The sequence below is a fragment of the Achromobacter sp. SIMBA_011 genome, assembly GCF_046535435.1.
Lineage (GTDB): Bacteria > Pseudomonadota > Gammaproteobacteria > Burkholderiales > Burkholderiaceae_B > Achromobacter > Achromobacter dolens.
Map to the genome: position 1 here is coordinate 76,913 of NZ_JAWRWN010000003.1, position 17,653 is coordinate 94,565.

17 protein-coding genes are annotated in these 17,653 nt (G+C 66.5%); 4 read left to right on the top strand and 13 right to left on the bottom strand.

Translation table 11 applies throughout. From position 1 onward, the window contains the following. Positions 1–200: 200 nt before the first annotated feature. Positions 201–971 (bottom strand): NAD(+) diphosphatase, encoded by a 771-nt coding sequence (nudC, locus tag SB816_RS13410; protein ID WP_054502648.1) that lies wholly within the window; start codon positions 969–971, stop codon positions 201–203. 283 nt (positions 972–1,254) lie between these two features. Between nudC and SB816_RS13415 the strand changes: the two genes are divergently transcribed. The 4 genes from SB816_RS13415 to SB816_RS13430 all read left to right on the top strand — a co-directional run bounded on the left by SB816_RS13415 (position 1,255) and on the right by SB816_RS13430 (position 5,438). After that, entirely contained in the window at positions 1,255–2,229 is a 975-nt protein-coding gene (locus tag SB816_RS13415) for a TRAP transporter substrate-binding protein (protein ID WP_116791231.1), read from the top strand. 7 nt (positions 2,230–2,236) lie between these two features. Beyond that, complete coding sequence (locus tag SB816_RS13420; RefSeq protein ID WP_410547145.1) at positions 2,237–2,737, top strand: TRAP transporter small permease; 501 nt, start codon at positions 2,237–2,239, stop codon at positions 2,735–2,737. Continuing rightward, positions 2,730–4,031, top strand: a complete 1,302-nt coding sequence (locus SB816_RS13425; RefSeq protein ID WP_054502651.1) for a TRAP transporter large permease — start codon at positions 2,730–2,732, stop codon at positions 4,029–4,031. The genes SB816_RS13420 and SB816_RS13425 overlap by 8 nt, the downstream gene beginning before the upstream one ends. Before the next feature lie 336 nt (positions 4,032–4,367). Continuing rightward, positions 4,368–5,438 (top strand): porin, encoded by a 1,071-nt coding sequence (locus tag SB816_RS13430; RefSeq protein ID WP_054502652.1) that lies wholly within the window; start codon positions 4,368–4,370, stop codon positions 5,436–5,438. 101 nt (positions 5,439–5,539) lie between these two features. On the opposite strand, the gene SB816_RS13435 is transcribed toward SB816_RS13430, so the two are convergent. The 12 genes from SB816_RS13435 to SB816_RS13490 all read right to left on the bottom strand — a co-directional run bounded on the left by SB816_RS13435 (position 5,540) and on the right by SB816_RS13490 (position 17,631). After that, positions 5,540–6,247: an ABC transporter ATP-binding protein gene (locus SB816_RS13435; protein ID WP_054502653.1), complete on the bottom strand. Its 708-nt coding sequence runs from the start codon at positions 6,245–6,247 to the stop codon at positions 5,540–5,542. Positions 6,248–6,251: 4 nt separating this feature from the next. Continuing rightward, entirely contained in the window at positions 6,252–6,974 is a 723-nt protein-coding gene (locus SB816_RS13440) for an ABC transporter ATP-binding protein (RefSeq protein ID WP_054502654.1), read from the bottom strand. Then, a complete protein-coding gene (locus SB816_RS13445; protein WP_054472166.1) occupies positions 6,955–7,944 on the bottom strand; it encodes a branched-chain amino acid ABC transporter permease in 990 nt (329 codons plus the stop codon). The genes SB816_RS13440 and SB816_RS13445 overlap by 20 nt, the downstream gene beginning before the upstream one ends. Position 7,945: 1 nt before the next feature. Continuing rightward, positions 7,946–8,797, bottom strand: a complete 852-nt coding sequence (locus SB816_RS13450) for a branched-chain amino acid ABC transporter permease (RefSeq protein ID WP_064523012.1) — start codon at positions 8,795–8,797, stop codon at positions 7,946–7,948. 45 nt (positions 8,798–8,842) lie between these two features. Beyond that, complete coding sequence (locus SB816_RS13455) at positions 8,843–10,093, bottom strand: ABC transporter substrate-binding protein (protein ID WP_006388192.1); 1,251 nt, start codon at positions 10,091–10,093, stop codon at positions 8,843–8,845. A 296-nt stretch (positions 10,094–10,389) separates the two neighbouring features. Next, positions 10,390–11,196, bottom strand: coding sequence for a putative hydro-lyase (locus SB816_RS13460; protein ID WP_217484221.1), 807 nt, complete (start codon positions 11,194–11,196; stop codon positions 10,390–10,392). Between the two features lie 101 nt (positions 11,197–11,297). Next, positions 11,298–12,209: a LysR family transcriptional regulator gene (locus tag SB816_RS13465; protein ID WP_054502656.1), complete on the bottom strand. Its 912-nt coding sequence runs from the start codon at positions 12,207–12,209 to the stop codon at positions 11,298–11,300. A 194-nt stretch (positions 12,210–12,403) separates the two neighbouring features. After that, a complete protein-coding gene (locus SB816_RS13470; protein WP_410547146.1) occupies positions 12,404–13,750 on the bottom strand; it encodes an amidase in 1,347 nt (448 codons plus the stop codon). 92 nt (positions 13,751–13,842) lie between these two features. After that, positions 13,843–14,526: a DUF2848 domain-containing protein gene (locus SB816_RS13475; RefSeq protein ID WP_054416690.1), complete on the bottom strand. Its 684-nt coding sequence runs from the start codon at positions 14,524–14,526 to the stop codon at positions 13,843–13,845. Between the two features lie 71 nt (positions 14,527–14,597). Next, a complete protein-coding gene (locus SB816_RS13480; RefSeq protein ID WP_006388187.1) occupies positions 14,598–15,881 on the bottom strand; it encodes a TRAP transporter large permease in 1,284 nt (427 codons plus the stop codon). Next, positions 15,878–16,498 (bottom strand): TRAP transporter small permease subunit, encoded by a 621-nt coding sequence (locus tag SB816_RS13485; protein ID WP_054502658.1) that lies wholly within the window; start codon positions 16,496–16,498, stop codon positions 15,878–15,880. Before SB816_RS13485 ends, SB816_RS13480 begins: the two co-directional genes overlap by 4 nt. An 86-nt stretch (positions 16,499–16,584) precedes the next feature. Continuing rightward, complete coding sequence (locus SB816_RS13490) at positions 16,585–17,631, bottom strand: TRAP transporter substrate-binding protein (protein ID WP_006388185.1); 1,047 nt, start codon at positions 17,629–17,631, stop codon at positions 16,585–16,587. Positions 17,632–17,653: the final 22 nt, after the last annotated feature.

A 17,653-nucleotide genomic window follows, 5' to 3' on the forward strand; every position in this document is an offset into this window, starting at 1 on the left:
AACGGCCGCGCAACGAGTTTATCTGCGCGAAATACTAATAATTTATCTATATTTCATCAATAAAAAATAAATAAGGGACATAAAAAAACCCTCGTTTCGAGGGAATACCCCTAGCTCCTGGCCCCTGCTGACAGAACCGTCCGGCCGCGCCAGGGCGTTCGCGGCAGACGCCCGCCGCGGCGCCTGCCCTGAACAAAAGACTACGGCGCGTCCCAGCCCGCCGGCAGATTCGCGCGGATCAGCGACCCCGCGATGGAGATGCGCGCCGCGATCTCGGGCATCGGGTCGCCCGGGCCAAACCAGCGCGCATCGGCGATCTCGTCTTCCTGCACGCGGATGTCGCCGGATACATACTCGGCCGTATAGGCCACCATCAGCGAATGCGGGAACGGCCACGACTGGCTGCCGAAGTACTTGAGGTTGCCGACCTTCAGGCCGACCTCTTCCAGCACCTCGCGGTGCACCGTCTGTTCGATGCTCTCGCCCGGCTCGACGAAGCCGGCCAGCGCCGTGTAACGCCCGGCGGCATTGGCGGTGTGGCGCGCCAGCAGGATGCTGTCGCCCTTGCGGATCAGCACCATCATGGCCGGCGAGATGCGCGGATAGGCCGAGAAGCCGCAGGCCGGGCAGCGCTGGCAGAACTCGCCGCTGACGCGCGTGGTAGGCGTGCCGCAGGCGCCGCAGAAACGATGGGTGCGGGCCCATTCCGCGATCTGGTAGGCGCGCCCGGCAAGCGCCATGCGTTCCTCGTCCAGCACCCCGAACAGCGACCGCAGCTTCTTGAACGCGTAGCCGTGCGGCGCTTCGATGCCCGGCTCGACATGCGCGGCGCGGGCCGGCGATTCCGGCGCGGCCCAGACCGGCTGCAAGGCATCGGCGCCAAGTCCTGCCCGCACACAGGCGTCCAAGTCCGGCAACACGCTGGTGGCTTCCTCGACCAGCAACTCGTCACGACGAAAAACGAAATTCACACGACCCTCTGCGACACGACTGCGATGACGAGATCTTAGAAGAAAAAAACCCCGCCGCAAGACATCGTCCGGCCCGTGGGCACACTATTTCAATCTTCAAGCAATCCGCGCGCGCCAGCCTAGGAATTACCCGTAAACGCGCATTTACAGGCACTTTGTGACCAATTGGCAACATAGAATGGCACGGCTTTTAAGCTACGCGTCATACGACGCCGCGCGCTCTTTTCGCAATGCCTACCGGGCCACGACGTCCCGCACTCCTCATTCGCAAAGAAGGACCATCATGTTCAAGAAGCTCTCGCTGTTGACCGGCAGCCTCATCGTGGCGTTCAGCGCCGGCGCCCAGGCCCAGACCAAGTGGGACCTGCCCAGCGCCTATCCCGCCAGCAACTTCCACGTCGAAAACCTGACGACCTTCATCAAGGACGTGGACACGCTGTCCGAAGGCAAGCTCAAGATCACGCTGCACAACAACGCCTCGCTGTACAAGGCGCCCGAGATCAAGCGCGCCGTGCAAGGCAACCAGGCCCAGATCGGCGAGATCCTGCTGACCAACTTCGCCAACGAAGACCCGATCTACGAACTGGACGGCCTGCCCTTCCTGGCCACCGGCTACGACGCCTCGTTCAAGCTCTACCAGGCGCAGAAGCCGTTCCTGGAAAAGAAGCTGAACTCGCAAGGCATGACGCTGCTGTACGCGGTGGCCTGGCCGCCCCAGGGCATCTTCGCCAACAAGAACATCAAGCAGATCAGCGACATGAAGGGCCTGAAGTGGCGCGCCTACAGCCCGGTGACGGCCAAGATCGCCGAGCTGGTCGGCGCCCAGCCGGTGACGGTGCAGCAGGCCGAACTGTCGCAGGCCCTGGCCACCGGCGTGATCGACTCGTACATGTCGTCGGCCTCCACCGGCTACGACACCAAGACCTACGAGTACATCAAGAAGTTCTACGACACCCAGGCCTGGCTGCCCAAGAACGCCGTGATCGTCAACAAGAAGGCGTTCGACGCGCTCGATCCGGCGACGCAGGAAGCCTTGAAAAAGGCCGGCGCGCAGGCCGAGGAACGCGGCTGGAAGCTGTCGCAGGAAAAGAACAAGTGGTACCAGGAAGAACTGGCCAAGAACGGCATGGAAACCATCAAGCCGACCGTCGAGCTCAAGGAAGGCCTGTCGGTGATCGGCAAGCGCATGCTGGATGACTGGCTCAAGAAGGCCGGCGCCGACGGCCAGGCCATGATCGACGCCTACCGGAAGCAGTGATACGACCATGCGCCGCTTTCTGGATGGACTTTACGGCGCGGCCGGCCTGCTGGCCGGCCTGTGCACGATCGGTGTATTGGTGGCGGTGCTGGCCGCGATCGTCGCGCGCCAGCTCGGCCTGAACATTCCCGGCACCGACGCCTATGCCGGGTATTTCATGGCCGCCGCGGGCTTCCTGGCGCTGGCCAGCACCTTAAAGCATGGCGAGCACATCCGCGTGACGCTGGTGCTGAACGCGCTGTCCCCGGCCGGCAGCCGCCGCCTGGATATCTTCGCGCTGGGCATCGGCTGCCTGATGGCCGCCGCCTTCGCCTTCTTCAGCGTCAAGCTTACCTACGACTCCTGGCAGTTCAACGACATCTCCACGTCCAACGACGCCACGCCGCTGTGGATTCCGCAGTTGAGCATGGCCGTGGGCACGGTCCTGTTCCTGGTCGCCCTGCTCGATGAGCTGGTTCGCCGTTCACGCGGCCTGGCCGCCGCCACCTCGCAGCAAACCCATGAATGAACTTCTCGTCATTACCCTGCTGGTCGTCTCGATCTTCGCGTTCCTGGGATGCGGCGTCTGGGTCGGCCTGACACTGGCGGGCACCGCCTGGATCGGCATGGAGATCTTCTCCAGCCGTCCCGCCGGCGATGCCATGGCCGTCACCATCTGGGGCGCCTCGTCGAGCTGGACGCTGACCGCCCTGCCCCTGTTCCTGTGGATGGGTGAAATCCTGTTCCGCACGCGCCTGTCGGAAGACCTGTTCAAGGGCCTGGCCCCCTGGCTCAACCGGCTGCCCGGGCGCCTGCTGCACACCAACGTGATCGGCTGCGCCATCTTCGCGGCGGTGTCGGGCTCGTCGGCCGCCACCTGCGCCACGGTCGGCAAGATGACCATCCCCGAGCTGACGCGCCGCGGCTACCCCGAATCGAAGATCCTGGGCACGCTGTCGGGCGCCGGCACGCTGGGGCTGCTGATCCCGCCGTCGATCATCATGATCGTCTACGGGGTGGCGGCGGACGTGTCGATCGCCAAGCTGTTCATCGCCGGCATCGTGCCGGGCATCCTGCTGGCGCTGCTGTTCATGGGCTACATCGCCTGGTGGGCGATCCGCAACCCGGACGAAGTGCCGGCCGCCGATCCCGGCCTGACGTTCATGCAAAAGCTGTCGCGTTCGCGCCACCTGATTCCGGTGATGCTGCTGATCGGCGCGGTGCTGGGCTCGATCTACACCGGCCTGGCCACGGCCACGGAAGCGGCGGCGGTGGGCGTGGTCGGGGCGTTGATCCTGTCGGGACTGCAAGGCTCGCTGAACCGTTCCACCTTCATGCAGTCGCTGCTGGGCGCCACCCGGCTGTACTGCATGATCGCGCTGATCCTGGCCGGCGCGCAGTTCCTGACGCTGGCAATGGGCTACATCGGCCTGCCGCGGGCGCTGGCCGAATGGATCGGCGGGCTGGGCCTGTCGCAGTTCTGGCTGATCATGGCGCTGATGGTGTTCTTCATCATCCTGGGCTGCTTCCTGGACGGCATTTCCATCGTGGTGCTGACGATGGGCGTGCTACTGCCGACCGTGCAGGCGGCCGGCATCGACCTGATCTGGTTCGGCATCTTCATCGTTTTCGTTGTGGAAATGGCACAGATCACGCCGCCGGTGGGCTTCAACCTGTTCGTGCTGTCGGGCATGAGCGGGCGCGAACTGCCCTACATCGCGCGCGCCTCGCTGCCGATGTTCTTCCTGATGATCCTGGCGGTGCTGCTACTGTACATGGTGCCCGGCATCGCCACGTGGCTGCCGCTGCATATGACGCTATGAGCCCGTAGCGCCCCCCAGAAACCCCGTTCTCGCAACGGGGTTTTTTTTGGAACAATCGCCTGATTGTTTCAACCATCGCCTTTTTTGTAATTCTGTAAACCCAGGGAAAACGCGAAAAAGATAAACGCACTACACAAGCCGTAACTTTTTTAGAATCCCCGTGGCGTTCCAGTGCGCACCAAGATGGCGCACAAACGCAACCAGGGCCAACGCTCCGGACCCGCGCCAACCCCTGGCGTCGGTGCAGCGGCCCCGCTCCGGGCGAACCGCCAGGCGCATCCCGTCGAGTCAAAAGCCCGACGTACGCAAAGAACAGAAACATTAGGAGAAGCCTTCGTGAAACGCATCACCCTCTCGCTCGCCGCAGCCGGTCTCGGCCTGGCCGCCGGCGCCGCTTCCGCAGAAACCAGCGTCACCCTGTACGGTATCGCCGACGTCAGCATCCGCTACGTCAACACCAGCGACGGCGCCACCGGCCAGGACGGCAGCCGCATCTCCATGGCCAACGGCGCCATCTCCAACAGCCGTTGGGGCCTGCGCGGCTCGGAAGACCTGGGCGACGGCAACCGCGCCTTCTTCCGCCTGGAGCAAGGCTTCAACGTGCAGAACGGCAAGGCCTCCGACACCAGCAAGACCTTCAACCGCCTGGCCTACGTCGGCCTGGATGGCGGCAAGATCGGCGCGCTGACCCTGGGCCTGCAGAACACGGTGATCCAGGACCTGATGGCCGACTACTTCGACCCGCTGACGGTCGGTAACTACAACGAAAACTCGTGGCTGCCCGCCGCCATGGGCCGCGTGCGCAACAACAACTCGTTCCGCTACTCGAACACGCTGGGCGACCTGAACGTGATCGCGCAGTGGGCCAACGGCGACAAGTGGTCTGACCGCAAGGCCGGTCAGCAGATGGGTGTGAGCCTGCGCTACACCGTCGGTCAACTGGGTCTGGGCGCCGCGTACCAGAACACCTACGAAGGCAACGATTCCGACCTGCGCCAGCGCGTCTGGAACTTCAGCGCCTCGTACCAGTTCGAAAGCGCCAAGATCTTCGCGGGCTACTTCAACGGCCGCGACCAGACCGGCTGGGTCAACGCCGTCATGGGCGGCACCACCACCGCCCAGCTCGACCGCAAGGACAACGGCTACTTCGCCGGCGTGACCTGGCAGGCCACCCCGCGCTGGGCCATCACCGGCGCCGCCTACTACGACCAGAGCAAGAACGTGGTCGAGGACGGCGACAAGGGCAAGCGCTACGCCCTGGTGGCCGTGGCCGAGTACTCGCTGTCCAAGCGCACCCAGGTGTACGGCACCGTGGACTACAACAAGGTCCGCGACGCCGCCACCGGCGAAATCGCCGGCCGCACCAGCCAGGTCGGCGCCGGCGTGGGCATCCGCCACATCTTCTAAGTCCTTCGAGACTGTCGGCCCGCCCCCGGCCGCCTATCAAGAAAAAGCCCGTCGCCTCGCGCGACGGGCTTTTTTTCGCCTGGCGGAAAGCGGCCGACGGGCTACATCCCGAGATACGCCTTGCGCACCTCGTCCGACGCCGCCAGCTCGGCGGCATCACCCGACAGCGCAATGCGCGCGCTCTGCATCACATAGGCGCGCGACGCCACTTCCAGCGCCTGCGTCATGTTCTGCTCGACCAGCAGCACCGACAGGCCATCGTCGCGGTTCAGCGCTGCCAGGGCGTCGAACACCTGTTCGACCAGCAGCGGCGACAGGCCCAGGCTGGGCTCGTCGATCAGCAGCAGCCGCGGCCCGCTCATCAGGGCGCGGCCGATCGCCAGCATCTGCCGCTCGCCGCCGGACATGGTGCCCGCGAGCTGTTCACGGCGCTCCTTGAGCCGCGGGAACAGCGTGTAGACCTTGTCCAGCCGCTCCTGGTAGATGCGCTCGTCGCGCACGGTGTACGCCCCCAGCCGCAGGTTCTGCTCGACCGGCTGGCGCGCGAACACCCGCGCGCCTTCCGGAATCATGGCGATACCCTGCTTGACCAACTGGTCCGGCGGCGTTCCCGTGATGTCGCGCCCTTCGAAGACGACCCGGCCTTCCCTGGGCTTGACCGAGCCGATGATGGCCAGCAGCGTGCTGGACTTGCCGGCGCCGTTGGCGCCAAGCAGCGCGGCGATTTCGCCTTGCCGCACTTCCAGCGACACATCGCGCACGGCCTGCACGCCGCCGTAGGCCACGCTCAGGTTGTCGACCTTCAACATCGCATCAGGCACGGTGCTTCCTCCCCAGATAAGCCTCGATCACGGCGGGATGGCGCACGATGTCCTGGGGCGCCCCTTCCGCGATCATCTGGCCAAAATTCAACACCAGCACCCGTTGCGCCAGCCGCATCACCACCTCCAGCACGTGCTCGACGATGATCAGCGTGACCCCGGCGGCATGGATGCCGCGCAGGATCTCGGCCAGCGCGATGGCCTCGGCCGGATTGAGGCCGCCGGCCACTTCGTCCAGCAGCAGCATGCGCGGCTCGGTCGCCAGCGCGCGCGCCAGCTCGACCCGCTTCTGCCCTGCCACGTTCAACTCGGCCGCCAGCGTATCGGCGCGGTCGGCCAGGCCCACCAGCTCCAGCACCCGCGCCGACGCGCGACGCGCGTCGGGCAGGCGCGGATGGCGCAGCAGCGCGCCGACCATGGCGTTCTCCAACACCGTCATCTGGCCGAAGCTGCGCGGGATCTGGTAGGTGCGCACCAGGCCCATGGCCGCGACCTGCTCCGGCCGCCGGCCGATCATGGACTCGCCGGCGAACGCCACCGTGCCCGAGGTCGGCTCGTGATGGCCGACCAGGCCGTTGAACAGCGTGCTCTTGCCCGCGCCGTTGGGACCGATGATGGCGACGATCTCACCCGCCTCGACCGACAGCGAGATGTCCTTGTTGGCGACCAGGCCGCCGAAGCGCTTGGTCAGGTTCTTAACGTCGAGCAGAGCCACGGCGCCTCCTCAATGTCACCAGACCGCCTGGCAGGAACAGGGTGACGAGCAGGATCGCCAACCCGAAAATCAGCAGGTCCAGGCCCAGGCCCGAACTGCCCCACAGCACCCGCGTGCCTTCCGACAGCGGCAGCAGCACCGCGGCGCCCAGCCACGGACCGACCAGCGTGCCGACGCCGCCCAGGATGGCCACCAGCACCACCTGCACCGACATCGTCAGGCTGAACATCGACTCAGGATCGATGAAGCCCACGTACATGGCGAAGAAGCCGCCCCACACCCCGGTCATGCCGGCGGACAGCACGAACGCCAGCATCTTGTAGCGGTCCGCCGGCACGCCCAGGCTGCGCGAGGCCGCTTCGTCGCCATTGATGGCGCGCCAATAGAAGCCGGTCTTGGAATGCACCAGGAAGTACGTGGCGCAGAACGTCAGGAACGCCAGCCCCACCGCGATCCAGTAGTACGGCACCTTGCTGCGGAACAGCAGCATCCAGGCGGCGTCGCCGATCGGCGCCTCCAGCCCGACCGCGCCGCCGGCCCAGTCCCAGTTGATCATCAGCAGCAGCCCGATCTGCAACAGCGCGATGGTGGCCATGGCGAAATAGTGGCCGGACAGGCGCAGCGTCGGCCCGCCCACCAGCCAGGCCAGCGCCGCGCTGATCAGGCCGCCCAGCGGAATGCCGAGCAATGGTGTCAGCTTCAGATGATGCAGCAGCAACAGCGTGGTGTAGCCGCCCACGCCCACGAACACCGCGTGGCCGAAGGAAATGCGCCCGAGAAAGCCGCCCACCAGGTTCCAGCACGCGCCGAGCGCGCCGAACATGATGGCCAGCAGCAGCACCTGCAGGGTGAACGAGTCGGTCACCACCAGCGGCACCAGCGCCAGCAGCACCGCCGCCGCCAGGGCCACGGCCACCGGCCATTTCGGCACGCCCGAGGCCGCGCCGTCCTTTTTCTGTGTCGTCGTCATGTCACCACCGCCCGAACAGGCCGCGCGGCCGATACCAGAGAACCAGGATGAAGAGGATGAAGACGCTGACCGTCTTCAGCGCCGGCGCCACGAAGTAGCCCGTCATTGCCTCGATGATCCCGATCAGGATGCCCGCGATGAAGGCGCCCGGCAGCGAGCCGAAGCCGCCCATGCAGACCGCCACGAAAGCCAGCAGGCCGAATACCGTGCCCACCGAGGGGAACACGTAGAAGAACGTGGTCAGCAGCGCGCCGGCCAGGCCGACGGCGGCGCTGCCCAGCATCCAGACCTGGGCGTTGACGCGGTCGGGCGAAATGCCGACCAGCGCCGCCACCTGGCGGTCTTCGGCCACCGCCTGCAGCGCATGGCCCCAGCGCGTGCGGTACACCAGCACGAACAGCGCGACCACCATCACCAGCGCGATCAGTCCGGTCACCACCTGCGGCCGGCCCAGCGAGATGCCCGCCACGGTGACGCTGCCGGACACCAGGGTGTCGGGCAGGCTGCGGTAGTCGGGGCTGAAGGCGATGAACGCCAGTTGCCGCAGCACCAGGCCCAGGCCGAAGGTGGCCAGGATCACCGCCATGGCGGGACCTTTCTGCAGGCGCTTGATGATCAGCGCATAAGTGAGGAAACCAACGAAGGCCAGCACGATGGCGACCAGAGGGGCCGACAGCGTGGGGTCGATATGACCCAGGGTATAGAGCCAATAGGCGGCATACATGCCGAGCATCAGGAATTCGCCATGGGCGAAGTTGATGACGTCGGTGATGCCCCAGATCAGCGCCAGCCCCACAGCCACCGCGGCATAGATCAGGCCGTTGAACAGGCCTGCCGAGAGAGCTTCAAACATGGAGTACTCCTGTGGCGGGCCCCCGCGGCCCGCCACGGCTGATGATTACTTCCAGGAGAACGGCAGCGTGGGCAGCGTCTTGTCGGTGCGGTACTTTTCCGGCCAGACCGTCTGGTAGGACGAGCCCTTCAGTTCCAGGATCAGTCCCGAACCCTTGGTGTTCTGGCCCTTGTCGTCGAACTTCACGCCGGCCCAGGGCATGGCCACTTGCGCCTCGCCCAGGTCGGTGGCCGCCAGCGCCTTGCGGATCGCTTCCGGATCGGTGGAACCGGCGCGGTTGATGGCATCGGCCAGCACCAGCACGCCCTGCATCGAACGGGCGTTGTTGCCGTTCAGGTCCTTGCCGGTCTTGGCCTTGTACATGTCGTTGATCTTCTTCAGGCCGGCCTTGGCGGCGGCGACGTCGTTGCCCCACACGTCGCGCGTCAGCACGCCCTGCACCTGCGGGCCCACTTCCTGCACGAAGCGCGAATCGATGAAGCCGGCGTCGTTGGCCAGCAGCACCGGCGGCGCGTACTTGCTTTCGCGCATGGTGCGCACGAACAGCATGGCGTCCGAGGTGTAGCTGGCGAAGATCGCCACGTCGGGCTTGGCGGCGGCCAGCTTCTGCACCTCGGCCGTCACCGAGGCCGAACCGGCGCTGTAGGCGATGTTGGCCACCACCTGGCGCTTGTACTGCTTGGCGAACTTCTCGACCGCCTTGTAGGTGTTGACGCCAAAGTCGGTGTTCTCGTAGACCACCGCGATCTTGGCGGTCGGCGTGCCCTTCACGCCGTCCAGGAACTGCATCATGTTCTCGACGAAGGTGTCGTCGTTGGGCGAGGTGCGGAAGAACCACTTGTAGCCGCGCTCGGTCAGGTCCGGGCTGCTGGACTCGCCATTCAGGTAGGGAATGCCGCGCTGCTCGGCGATGCGGCTGGCGGTCTTGGTGACGGCCGACTGGTAGGCGCCGGTCAGGGCCACCACCTTTTCCTGATCGATCAGCCGTTGCGCGTCGGCCAGGCCCACTTCGGGCTTGCCCTGCGAATCGCCGAACACGACCTCGATCTTGGCGCCGCCCAGCGCCGGCAGGCCGGCGCCCGCGGCCAGCGGGATCCCTTCCAGTTCGGGATGCGGATTATTGACGATGTCCACGGCCAGTTCGACCGCGGCCTTGATCTCGGCGCCGGTGGACGCCAGCGCGCCGGACAGGGGATAGATCGCGCCGATCTTCACGGTCTTGACCTGGGCCTGCGTCGGCGCGGCGGCCAACAGCGCCAGACTCGCGGCGACACCCGCAATGAGCTTCATCTTCATTACCTGACTCCTGGAGAAATTCCACTGTGAAAGCAATGCAAAACGCGGGGCGCATGGCCCCGGGCCCGGGAAATCCGGGCCTGCGGCGACCCGCCACCCGTGCGCAGTCCGACGGGTGGTGGATCTTGAACTCTTGTCGCCTTTTCCCCTTGTCCTGTCATGGATCTTTCTGGAGGCAAAACCAAAGCTGCTGACGCGTCCGACCATGGACGCTTTGTAATGGGTACTGCTAGTGCGTGAAGACTGTGATTTCTAGCGGTTTTCCGCTGACGGTTGACTGAGAATCGGAGCGCGGCCTACAGGATCGCCATGCGGCTGTTGACCAGGTCGGTGACCAGCATATGCCCGGGCGCGTGGGTGATGCAGAAATCGGGGCGCACGGCGGCAACCACCGATTGCGGCGTCACGCCGCAGGCCCAGAACACCGGCAGCTCGCCGGCGCGGATCTCCACCGCGTCACCATAATCCGGTCGGTCGATATCGGCAATCCCGATCAATGCGGGGTCGCCGATGTGCACCGGCGCGCCGTGCACCGAGGGAAAACGCGAGGTCACCTGGATGGCGCGGATGGCGTCGGCGGCCTTCAGGGGCCGCATCGACACCACCAGCGGGCCGCCGAAGACGCCGGCGGCATGGGTCGGGATATTGGTGCGGTACATCGGCACATTGCAGCCCTGCTCGATGTGGCGCACCGGCAGGCCGTTGTCCAGCATCGCTTCCTCGAACGAGAACGAGCAGCCGATCAGGAACGACACCAGGTCATCGCGCCACAGGTCGCGCACGTCGGTCGGCTCGGCCACCAGCTCGCCGTTCCGCCACACGCGATAGCGCGGGATGTCGGTGCGGATGTCGATGTCCTGGCCCAGTTCGGGCAGGGAGGGATCGCCCGGCTCGGACATGGCCAGCAATGGGCACGGCTTGGGATTGCGTTGGCAGAAATGCAGGAAATCCGCCGCCAGCGCGCGCGGCAGGATCGCCAGGTTGGCCTGCACGTGCCCCGGCGCCAGGTTGGCCGTGGGACCGCTCAGTTTGCCGCTGCGGGCGTCGAGCCTTGCGCGACGCGCCAGTTCCACGCTGTTGCGGGCCGCCGAATCCAATGCCATGTCCATTCCCCTGAAGCCAGTGTTGGTATGGCGCCATTGCACCGGAACTCGGGCCCGGCGTCTAATCACATGTTGCGATAGACCCCGATCAGAATTCCTTATCAGGGTTTTGCCGGATGGCGCAGCGCTTCTTCACGCGCAATGTGCTGGGCGGCCTCGGCCACGGTGCGCGGCACCTGGCTGTCGGGGCCCTGCATCCAGCAGGCGGTGTAGTGCAGCGGCGGCAACGCCGGCGCCTTGACCTCCAGCACCCGCAGCTCGCCCTGGGTCAGCTCCTTGCGCAGGATCACCGGGGCGATCACGGCGGTGCCGATGCCGTCGAGCGCCATGCGCACGATCACGCTCAGCGCCGAACTGCCATACATGCGCGGCGCGTCCACGCCGGCCTGCTGCAGCAATTGCCGCACCGCGCGGTGCGGATCGGTGGTGGACGAATAGGTGATGACCGGCCACTCCCCCAGCCGCTTCAGGCTGATGGGCTGGCGTCCCACCTTCAGCTTGGGGCTGGCGACCCAACTGAGCGGGTAATTGCACAGGTACAGGTTTTCGATGCGCGGCTCTTCCATCGGCCCCAGCAGGAACGCCAGGTCGATCTGGCGCGAGGCCAGTTGGGTCTTGAGCACCGTGGTGGTGTCCACCTGGATCTCGACCATCAGCGCCGGGTAGGCGTCGTGCAGGTATTCCATCAGCGTCGGCAGCCAGGTATGCACGATGGTCTCGGACACGCCCAGCCGCAGGGTGCCGGTCATCACGCTCTTGGCCCGCGCCGCTTCCTGCATGTCGCGGCGCAGTTGCAGCATGCGCTCGGCGTGTGACAGCAGTTCCTGGCCCTTGCCGGTCAGCTTGATGCCGCGCACGTCGCGGTCGAACAGGCGGATGCCCAGGTCGGATTCCAGCGACGCGATGCGCTGGGAAATCGCCGGTTGGGTGGCATTGAGCTTTTCGGCCGCGGCGCGAAAGCCGCCCAGCGTGGCCACCCAGAAAAACGTCTCGATATTGCGCAGATCTATCATGGCGCCCGTATCCTGCCCCGTTGCGCGGCATGTCCAGCCTGGATGTTAGCGTCTGGGGGACGGTTCCGATATGGCGGAAAACACCGCCCTGCCCGCCCGCGCGGCCGCCATCCCCGCCCGACAGCCGTCCCCGCGAAGCAAGGCCCGACGGCGGGCGGCCCGGGGCCGTGAGCGGGCGCGGCCCCGGTCCGGGTTCAACCCGCGAGCAGTTCCTCGACCGCCAGGCCGATGGCCAGGATGCGGCGGTCGGCGCCGTTGCTGCCGGCGATCATCAGGCCGACCGGCGCGCTGCCGTCGGCGTGGCAAGGCAGCGACAGCGCGCAGCCGTCGAGGAAGTTGATCAGCGTGGGATTGCGCAGGATCAGGCCGTTGGCGGCGTAATAGGCTTCATCCGAGGCCGCCAGGTCGGCCACGGCCGGCGCCACGATCGGCGTGGTCGGCAGGATCAGCGCATCGTAGCCGGCGATGCGGCGGTCGACCGCGGCGACCCAGGCTTCGCGCGCGTCCAGCAGGTCCAGGTAGTCGGCGGCGCTCATGTCCTTGCCGCGCATGATGCGCGACACCACGCGCGGATCGTAACGCTTGCCGGCGCGGGCGATCAGGTCGCGGTGCCAGGCCCAGGCCTCGGCGGCGGTGAAGCCGCCCTTGGCGTTGATGCCGGCCAGCTCGGCGAATTCCGGGATGGCAACCTCGTCGACCAGCGCGCCAGCCTCTGCCAACCGCGCCACGGTGCGCGCGAAGGTGTCGGACACGTGCTTGTCCATGGCATCCAGCGCCAGCGTCTGGGGCACCGCCAGGCGCAGGCCGCGCAGCGGCAGCGCCTCGGGCACCGGCCCGCCCTCGCCCGACAGGATCGCGTCGAGTTCGGCGCAGCAGCGCACGCTGGCGGCGATGGGGCCGATGGAATCCAGGTTGGCCGACAGCGGCAGCACGCCTTCCATCGACACGCGCCAGGCGCTGGGCTTGAAGCCGGTCAGGCCGCACAGGGCGGCGGGAATGCGCACCGAGCCGCCGGTGTCCGAACCGATGGCGGCCACCGCCATGCCGTCTGCCACCGACACCGCCGCGCCCGACGAGGAGCCGCCAGGAATGCGGCCCGTGGCGCGGTCCCAGGGGTTCAGCGGCGTGCCGTAATGGGGATTGATGCCCAGGCCCGAATAGGCGAATTCGGTCATGTTGGTGCGGCCGATGATGACCGCGCCGGCGGCGATCAGGCGCTGCACCACTTCGGCGTTGGCGTCGGCCGCCGGTTCGCCCTCGCGCGCCACCGAGCCGGCCATGGTGGTCTCGCCTTCGATGTCGAACAGATCCTTGATGCTGATCGGCAGCCCCTCGATGGCCGAGCGCACGATGCCGGCGGCGCGCAGCGTGTCCGAGGCACGGGCCTGGGCCAGCGCCGACTCGGCGTACAGGCGGGTGAAGGCGCGGGCGCCCTCGCCGGCCGGATCGTTGGCGCGCGCCAAGGCGGCCTCGGTCAGTTCAACGGAAGTGGTGCGGCCGTCGTTCAGGGCGGCGGTCAGGTCATTCAGGGTCGAAAGCATACGGTTCCAGGGGGCCGCGGGGCGGCATGAAAAATGTTGGACCGGCGCGCCCCGCAGGGGCGCGTCATGGCAATCAGGGCGCCTGCCGGGCGTCAGGCCACCACCGGCAGGATCTCGACATGATAACGGTGGCGCAGGCTGCGTTGGCGGCGCGGATCGAACAGTTCCATGGTGAATTCGGCCGACGGGCGGATGCCGCCGATGGCGCCGACGGTGCCGCAGGTCATGCCGGCGCCTTCGGGCAGCGTGGCGGCGCCGCCGGTGTAGCCGGCGATCAGGTCCTGCGGCGTGCGCAGCGAGGCCAGCGGGCCTTCCTGGTACAGCACCTCGGCGCCGTTCTCGACGATGTACGAACGGATTACCAGTTCGTCCCAGTATTCGGCCACGTCGGCCAGGCGCCACGCCGAGGTCGCCACCGGCTTGACGCAGACCTGCTTGGACATGGCCACACTGACCGTCTCCAGCTTGCGGTCGGTGTGGTCCGAGGCAATGCTCACGTACATTTCGCCGTCGGCCGCGAACACGAAGGTCTCGACCTCGCCGGACGAATCGCCGCCCACCGCCTGCACCCGTTCGGCCTGGGTCAACTGGTTGTCGGCGATGCGGTAGTACAGCGGCACGCTGGTGGGACGCGGCACGCCGATGGCGGCCAGTTCCTCGATGTGGTGCTCGATGGCGGCAATGTCGCGCCCGGCCCAGCCGGCCACGATGAGGGTATTGAAGTCCACCTCGACCTGGCGGGGGGAATCGGCTTCGATCTGGAATACGGCTTTCATGAAAAGTCCTGCGGAGGTAAACGGGGAAGAATGGGCACGGCCGCGCGGCCGTGCCCGAAGGGATACCGGGGCTAGCCGAACACGCGCGGCAGCCACAGGGCCAGGTCGGGCCACCACGCCAGCAACGCCAGCATCACGAACATGGCCAGCACGAATGGCAGGCTGCCGGTGATCACGGCGCTCATCGAACCGCTCTTGCGCAGGCTCTGCACCACGAACAGGTTCAGCCCCACCGGCGGCGTGATCAGCGCGGCCTCGACCAGGATGATGATGATGATGCCCAGCCAGATCGGGTCGTAGCCCAACGCGATCATGATGGGCGCGACGATGGGAATGGTCGTGATCATCATCGACAGGGTCTCCATGAAGCAGCCCAGCACCAGGTAGAACACGATCACGATCAGCAGCATCCAGCCCGGCGACAGGCCCAGCCCGGTGATGGACTGGGTCAGCGCGTCGGTCAGGCCGGTGGCGGACATGACGAAGTTAAGGAAGCTCGCGGCCACCACGATCAGCATGATCATGGCGGTCGAGCGCATGGTGCCTTCCATCGCCTCGCGCAGCATGGTCCAGGTCAGGCGGCGGAACCAGGCGGCCAGGATCAGCGCGCCCAGCACGCCCAGCGCGGCGGCCTCGGTGGGCGTGGCCAGGCCGGCGTAGATCGAGCCCACCACCAGCAGGAAGATGCCCATTGGCGGCGCCAGATGCACCAGGCTGGCGAAGCGCTGGCCCCAGGTGGCCTGGATCTTCTTGCCGCCCCAGGACGGCTTGACCACGCAGGCGATCATCACCGTCAGCATGAACAGCGCCGCCATGGCGAAGCCCGGGATGATGCCGGCCAGGTACAGCTTCGGCACGGACGAATTGGTCAGCACGCCATAGATCACCAGGTTGATCGACGGCGGGATCAGGATGCCGAGCGTGCCGCCGGCGGCCAGGCTGCCCAGGAACAGCGGCTCGTTGTAGCCATACTTGCGGATCTGCGGAATCGCCACCGTGCCGACCGTCGCGGCGGTGGCGACGCTGGAGCCGGAGGTGGCCGAGAACAGCGTCGAGGCGCCGATGTTGGCGTGCATCAGGCCGCCCGGCAGCCACGACAGCCACAGGCTCATGGCGCCGTACATGCGTTCGGCGAAGCCGGCCCGCAGCAGCACCTCGCCCAGCATGATGAACAGCGGAATGGCGACCAGCAGGAATTCGTTGTTGGTGCTCCAGGATATCTCGCCGATCGCGCGCGACAGCGGCAGCATCGAGAACATCGGGTCCAGGATCAGGCCCAGCACCCCCAGGGCCGCGCCCACGGGGATCGACAGGCCGATCAGGACCAGCAACAGAGTCAGGGCGGTGGCGATCATGCGGCGGCTCCCTTGACCATGCGCTCGCCGGCGGCGGCTTCCTCGTCGGCTTCTTCCTGCGCGGAACGCACGCCGCAGATTTCCTTGACCAGTTCGATGTCGCCGGTCACCAGGGCGGCCGAGGCGCGCGCCAGCATCAGGGCGACGGTAATGCACATCCAGGCCAGGCCCAGCAGCCACAGGCCTTGGGGAATCCACAACGGCGTAGCCAGCGGCGTGTTGGCGGCGGACTTCTGCGCCCACGACATCTGCACCACTTCATAGGCGTAATAGGTCAGGAACACCATGAAGACCGCCAGCGCCACCATGGAAACCCAATCGAGCACGGCCGACACGCGCACCGGCAGCTTCTGGTAGAGCACGTCCACCCGCACGTTGGCGCGCTGCAGCGTGGCGAAGGCCAGCGCCCAGGAGGTGCTGATGGCGAAGGCGTAGCTGGACAGTTCGTCGGCGCCGCCGGTGGTAAAGCCCAGGAACTTGCGGGCCAGCACGTCGAAGGAAATGAGCAGCACGCTGGCGATGGTCAGCGCGCCGCCCGCCCACACCGCGACGCGCGAGAAGGTCTCGGCGCGACGCAGCAGCCCGCCCAGCAGGCGGAAGTGTTCGGTTCGGGTCATGGGAAAAACCTCTGCGGCCGGATACGGCCTCGATGATGAATCGCAGGCGCGCCGCCGCTGCAACGGCGGACGGCGCGCGGTCTCGCTTACTTGCTGGCGGTCACGCCCAGCGTCTTGCCGACGGTGGCGTTGAAGTCCTTGACGCACTGCGCCGAGCAACGCGCGGCCCACTTGGGCAGCACGGCTTCCTGCGTCACCTTCTTGAGCAGTTCGCGGTCGGCGTCCGAAGGCTGCACCAGCACCATCTTGCCCTTGACCGGGAACGGGCACGCGGCCGCGCCGGTGTTGCAGTCATAGCCTTCCTGGGTCTGGCGCGCCGCGGCATCCCAGATGTTGTCGACCAGCGTCTTGACGTTGGCCTGCAGGAAGGTGCGCACGTTGGGATCGAGCTTGTCCCAGGCCTTCTGGTTGACGGCGTGGATCTGCTGGTTCCAGTTGATCGGCAGCGCCACCAGGTGGGTCGACACTTCGTACCACTTGGCCGAGTAGCCCGACAGCGAGCCGGTGATGGCGCAATCGACCACCTTGTTCTGCAGCGCCGGCACCACTTCGCCGAACGCCATGGTGACGCTGGAGCCGCCCAGCGCTTCCACGAATTCGGCGGTGGTGCGGCTGCTGGTGCGGACCTTCTTGCCCTTGATGTCGGCCAGGCCCTTGATCTCGGCGTTGCAGAACAGCACCTGCGCCGGATAGGTGGAGATGCCCAGCAGCTTGACGTTGCTGCCTTCGCCATAGAGGCGCGCGTAGACCGGCTCGAAGGCGTTGGTCACCTCGCGCGCCGTCTTCACGTCCGGCGCCAGGCCGGCCAGGTCGATGGCTTCGTTGATCGGGTTGTCGCTGGCGAAGTACGACAGCGTGGCGGTGCCGAACTCGACCACGCCGGTCGACATCAGGCGCAGCAGTTCCGGGCCCTTCAGGCCCATTTCATTGAAGCCCTTGATGTCCGCGGTGACCTGGCCCTTGGACGCTTCCGGAATGGTCTTGGTCCAGAACGGCTTTTCGTAATCGTTGTAGGCGGTCAGGTTGGACAGGCCGCCGACCACCTTCAAATGGGTCTTGGGCAGGTCTTGCGCCTGGGCGGCGCCGGCCAACAGGCTGGCGGCGACGGCGGCGAGAGCGAGCGACTTCTTCATGGAACAAACTCCTGGCTGGCGG

What these genes read in the sequence shown, in the direction of transcription:
- SB816_RS13415 (WP_116791231.1), top strand. Translation starts at nt 1,255, where the DNA reads ATGTTCAAGAAGCTCTCGCTGTTGACCGGCAGCCTCATCGTGGCGTTC.
- SB816_RS13420 (WP_410547145.1), top strand. Translation starts at nt 2,237, where the DNA reads ATGCGCCGCTTTCTGGATGGACTTTACGGCGCGGCCGGCCTGCTGGCC.
- SB816_RS13425 (WP_054502651.1), top strand. Translation starts at nt 2,730, where the DNA reads ATGAATGAACTTCTCGTCATTACCCTGCTGGTCGTCTCGATCTTCGCG.
- SB816_RS13435 (WP_054502653.1), bottom strand. Translation starts at nt 6,247, where the DNA reads ATGTTGAAGGTCGACAACCTGAGCGTGGCCTACGGCGGCGTGCAGGCC.
- SB816_RS13445 (WP_054472166.1), bottom strand. Translation starts at nt 7,944, where the DNA reads ATGACGACGACACAGAAAAAGGACGGCGCGGCCTCGGGCGTGCCGAAA.
- SB816_RS13450 (WP_064523012.1), bottom strand. Translation starts at nt 8,797, where the DNA reads ATGTTTGAAGCTCTCTCGGCAGGCCTGTTCAACGGCCTGATCTATGCC.
- SB816_RS13455 (WP_006388192.1), bottom strand. Translation starts at nt 10,093, where the DNA reads ATGAAGATGAAGCTCATTGCGGGTGTCGCCGCGAGTCTGGCGCTGTTG.
- SB816_RS13460 (WP_217484221.1), bottom strand. Translation starts at nt 11,196, where the DNA reads ATGGCATTGGATTCGGCGGCCCGCAACAGCGTGGAACTGGCGCGTCGC.
- SB816_RS13465 (WP_054502656.1), bottom strand. Translation starts at nt 12,209, where the DNA reads ATGATAGATCTGCGCAATATCGAGACGTTTTTCTGGGTGGCCACGCTG.
- SB816_RS13470 (WP_410547146.1), bottom strand. Translation starts at nt 13,750, where the DNA reads ATGCTTTCGACCCTGAATGACCTGACCGCCGCCCTGAACGACGGCCGC.
- SB816_RS13475 (WP_054416690.1), bottom strand. Translation starts at nt 14,526, where the DNA reads ATGAAAGCCGTATTCCAGATCGAAGCCGATTCCCCCCGCCAGGTCGAG.
- SB816_RS13480 (WP_006388187.1), bottom strand. Translation starts at nt 15,881, where the DNA reads ATGATCGCCACCGCCCTGACTCTGTTGCTGGTCCTGATCGGCCTGTCG.
- SB816_RS13485 (WP_054502658.1), bottom strand. Translation starts at nt 16,498, where the DNA reads ATGACCCGAACCGAACACTTCCGCCTGCTGGGCGGGCTGCTGCGTCGC.
- SB816_RS13490 (WP_006388185.1), bottom strand. Translation starts at nt 17,631, where the DNA reads ATGAAGAAGTCGCTCGCTCTCGCCGCCGTCGCCGCCAGCCTGTTGGCC.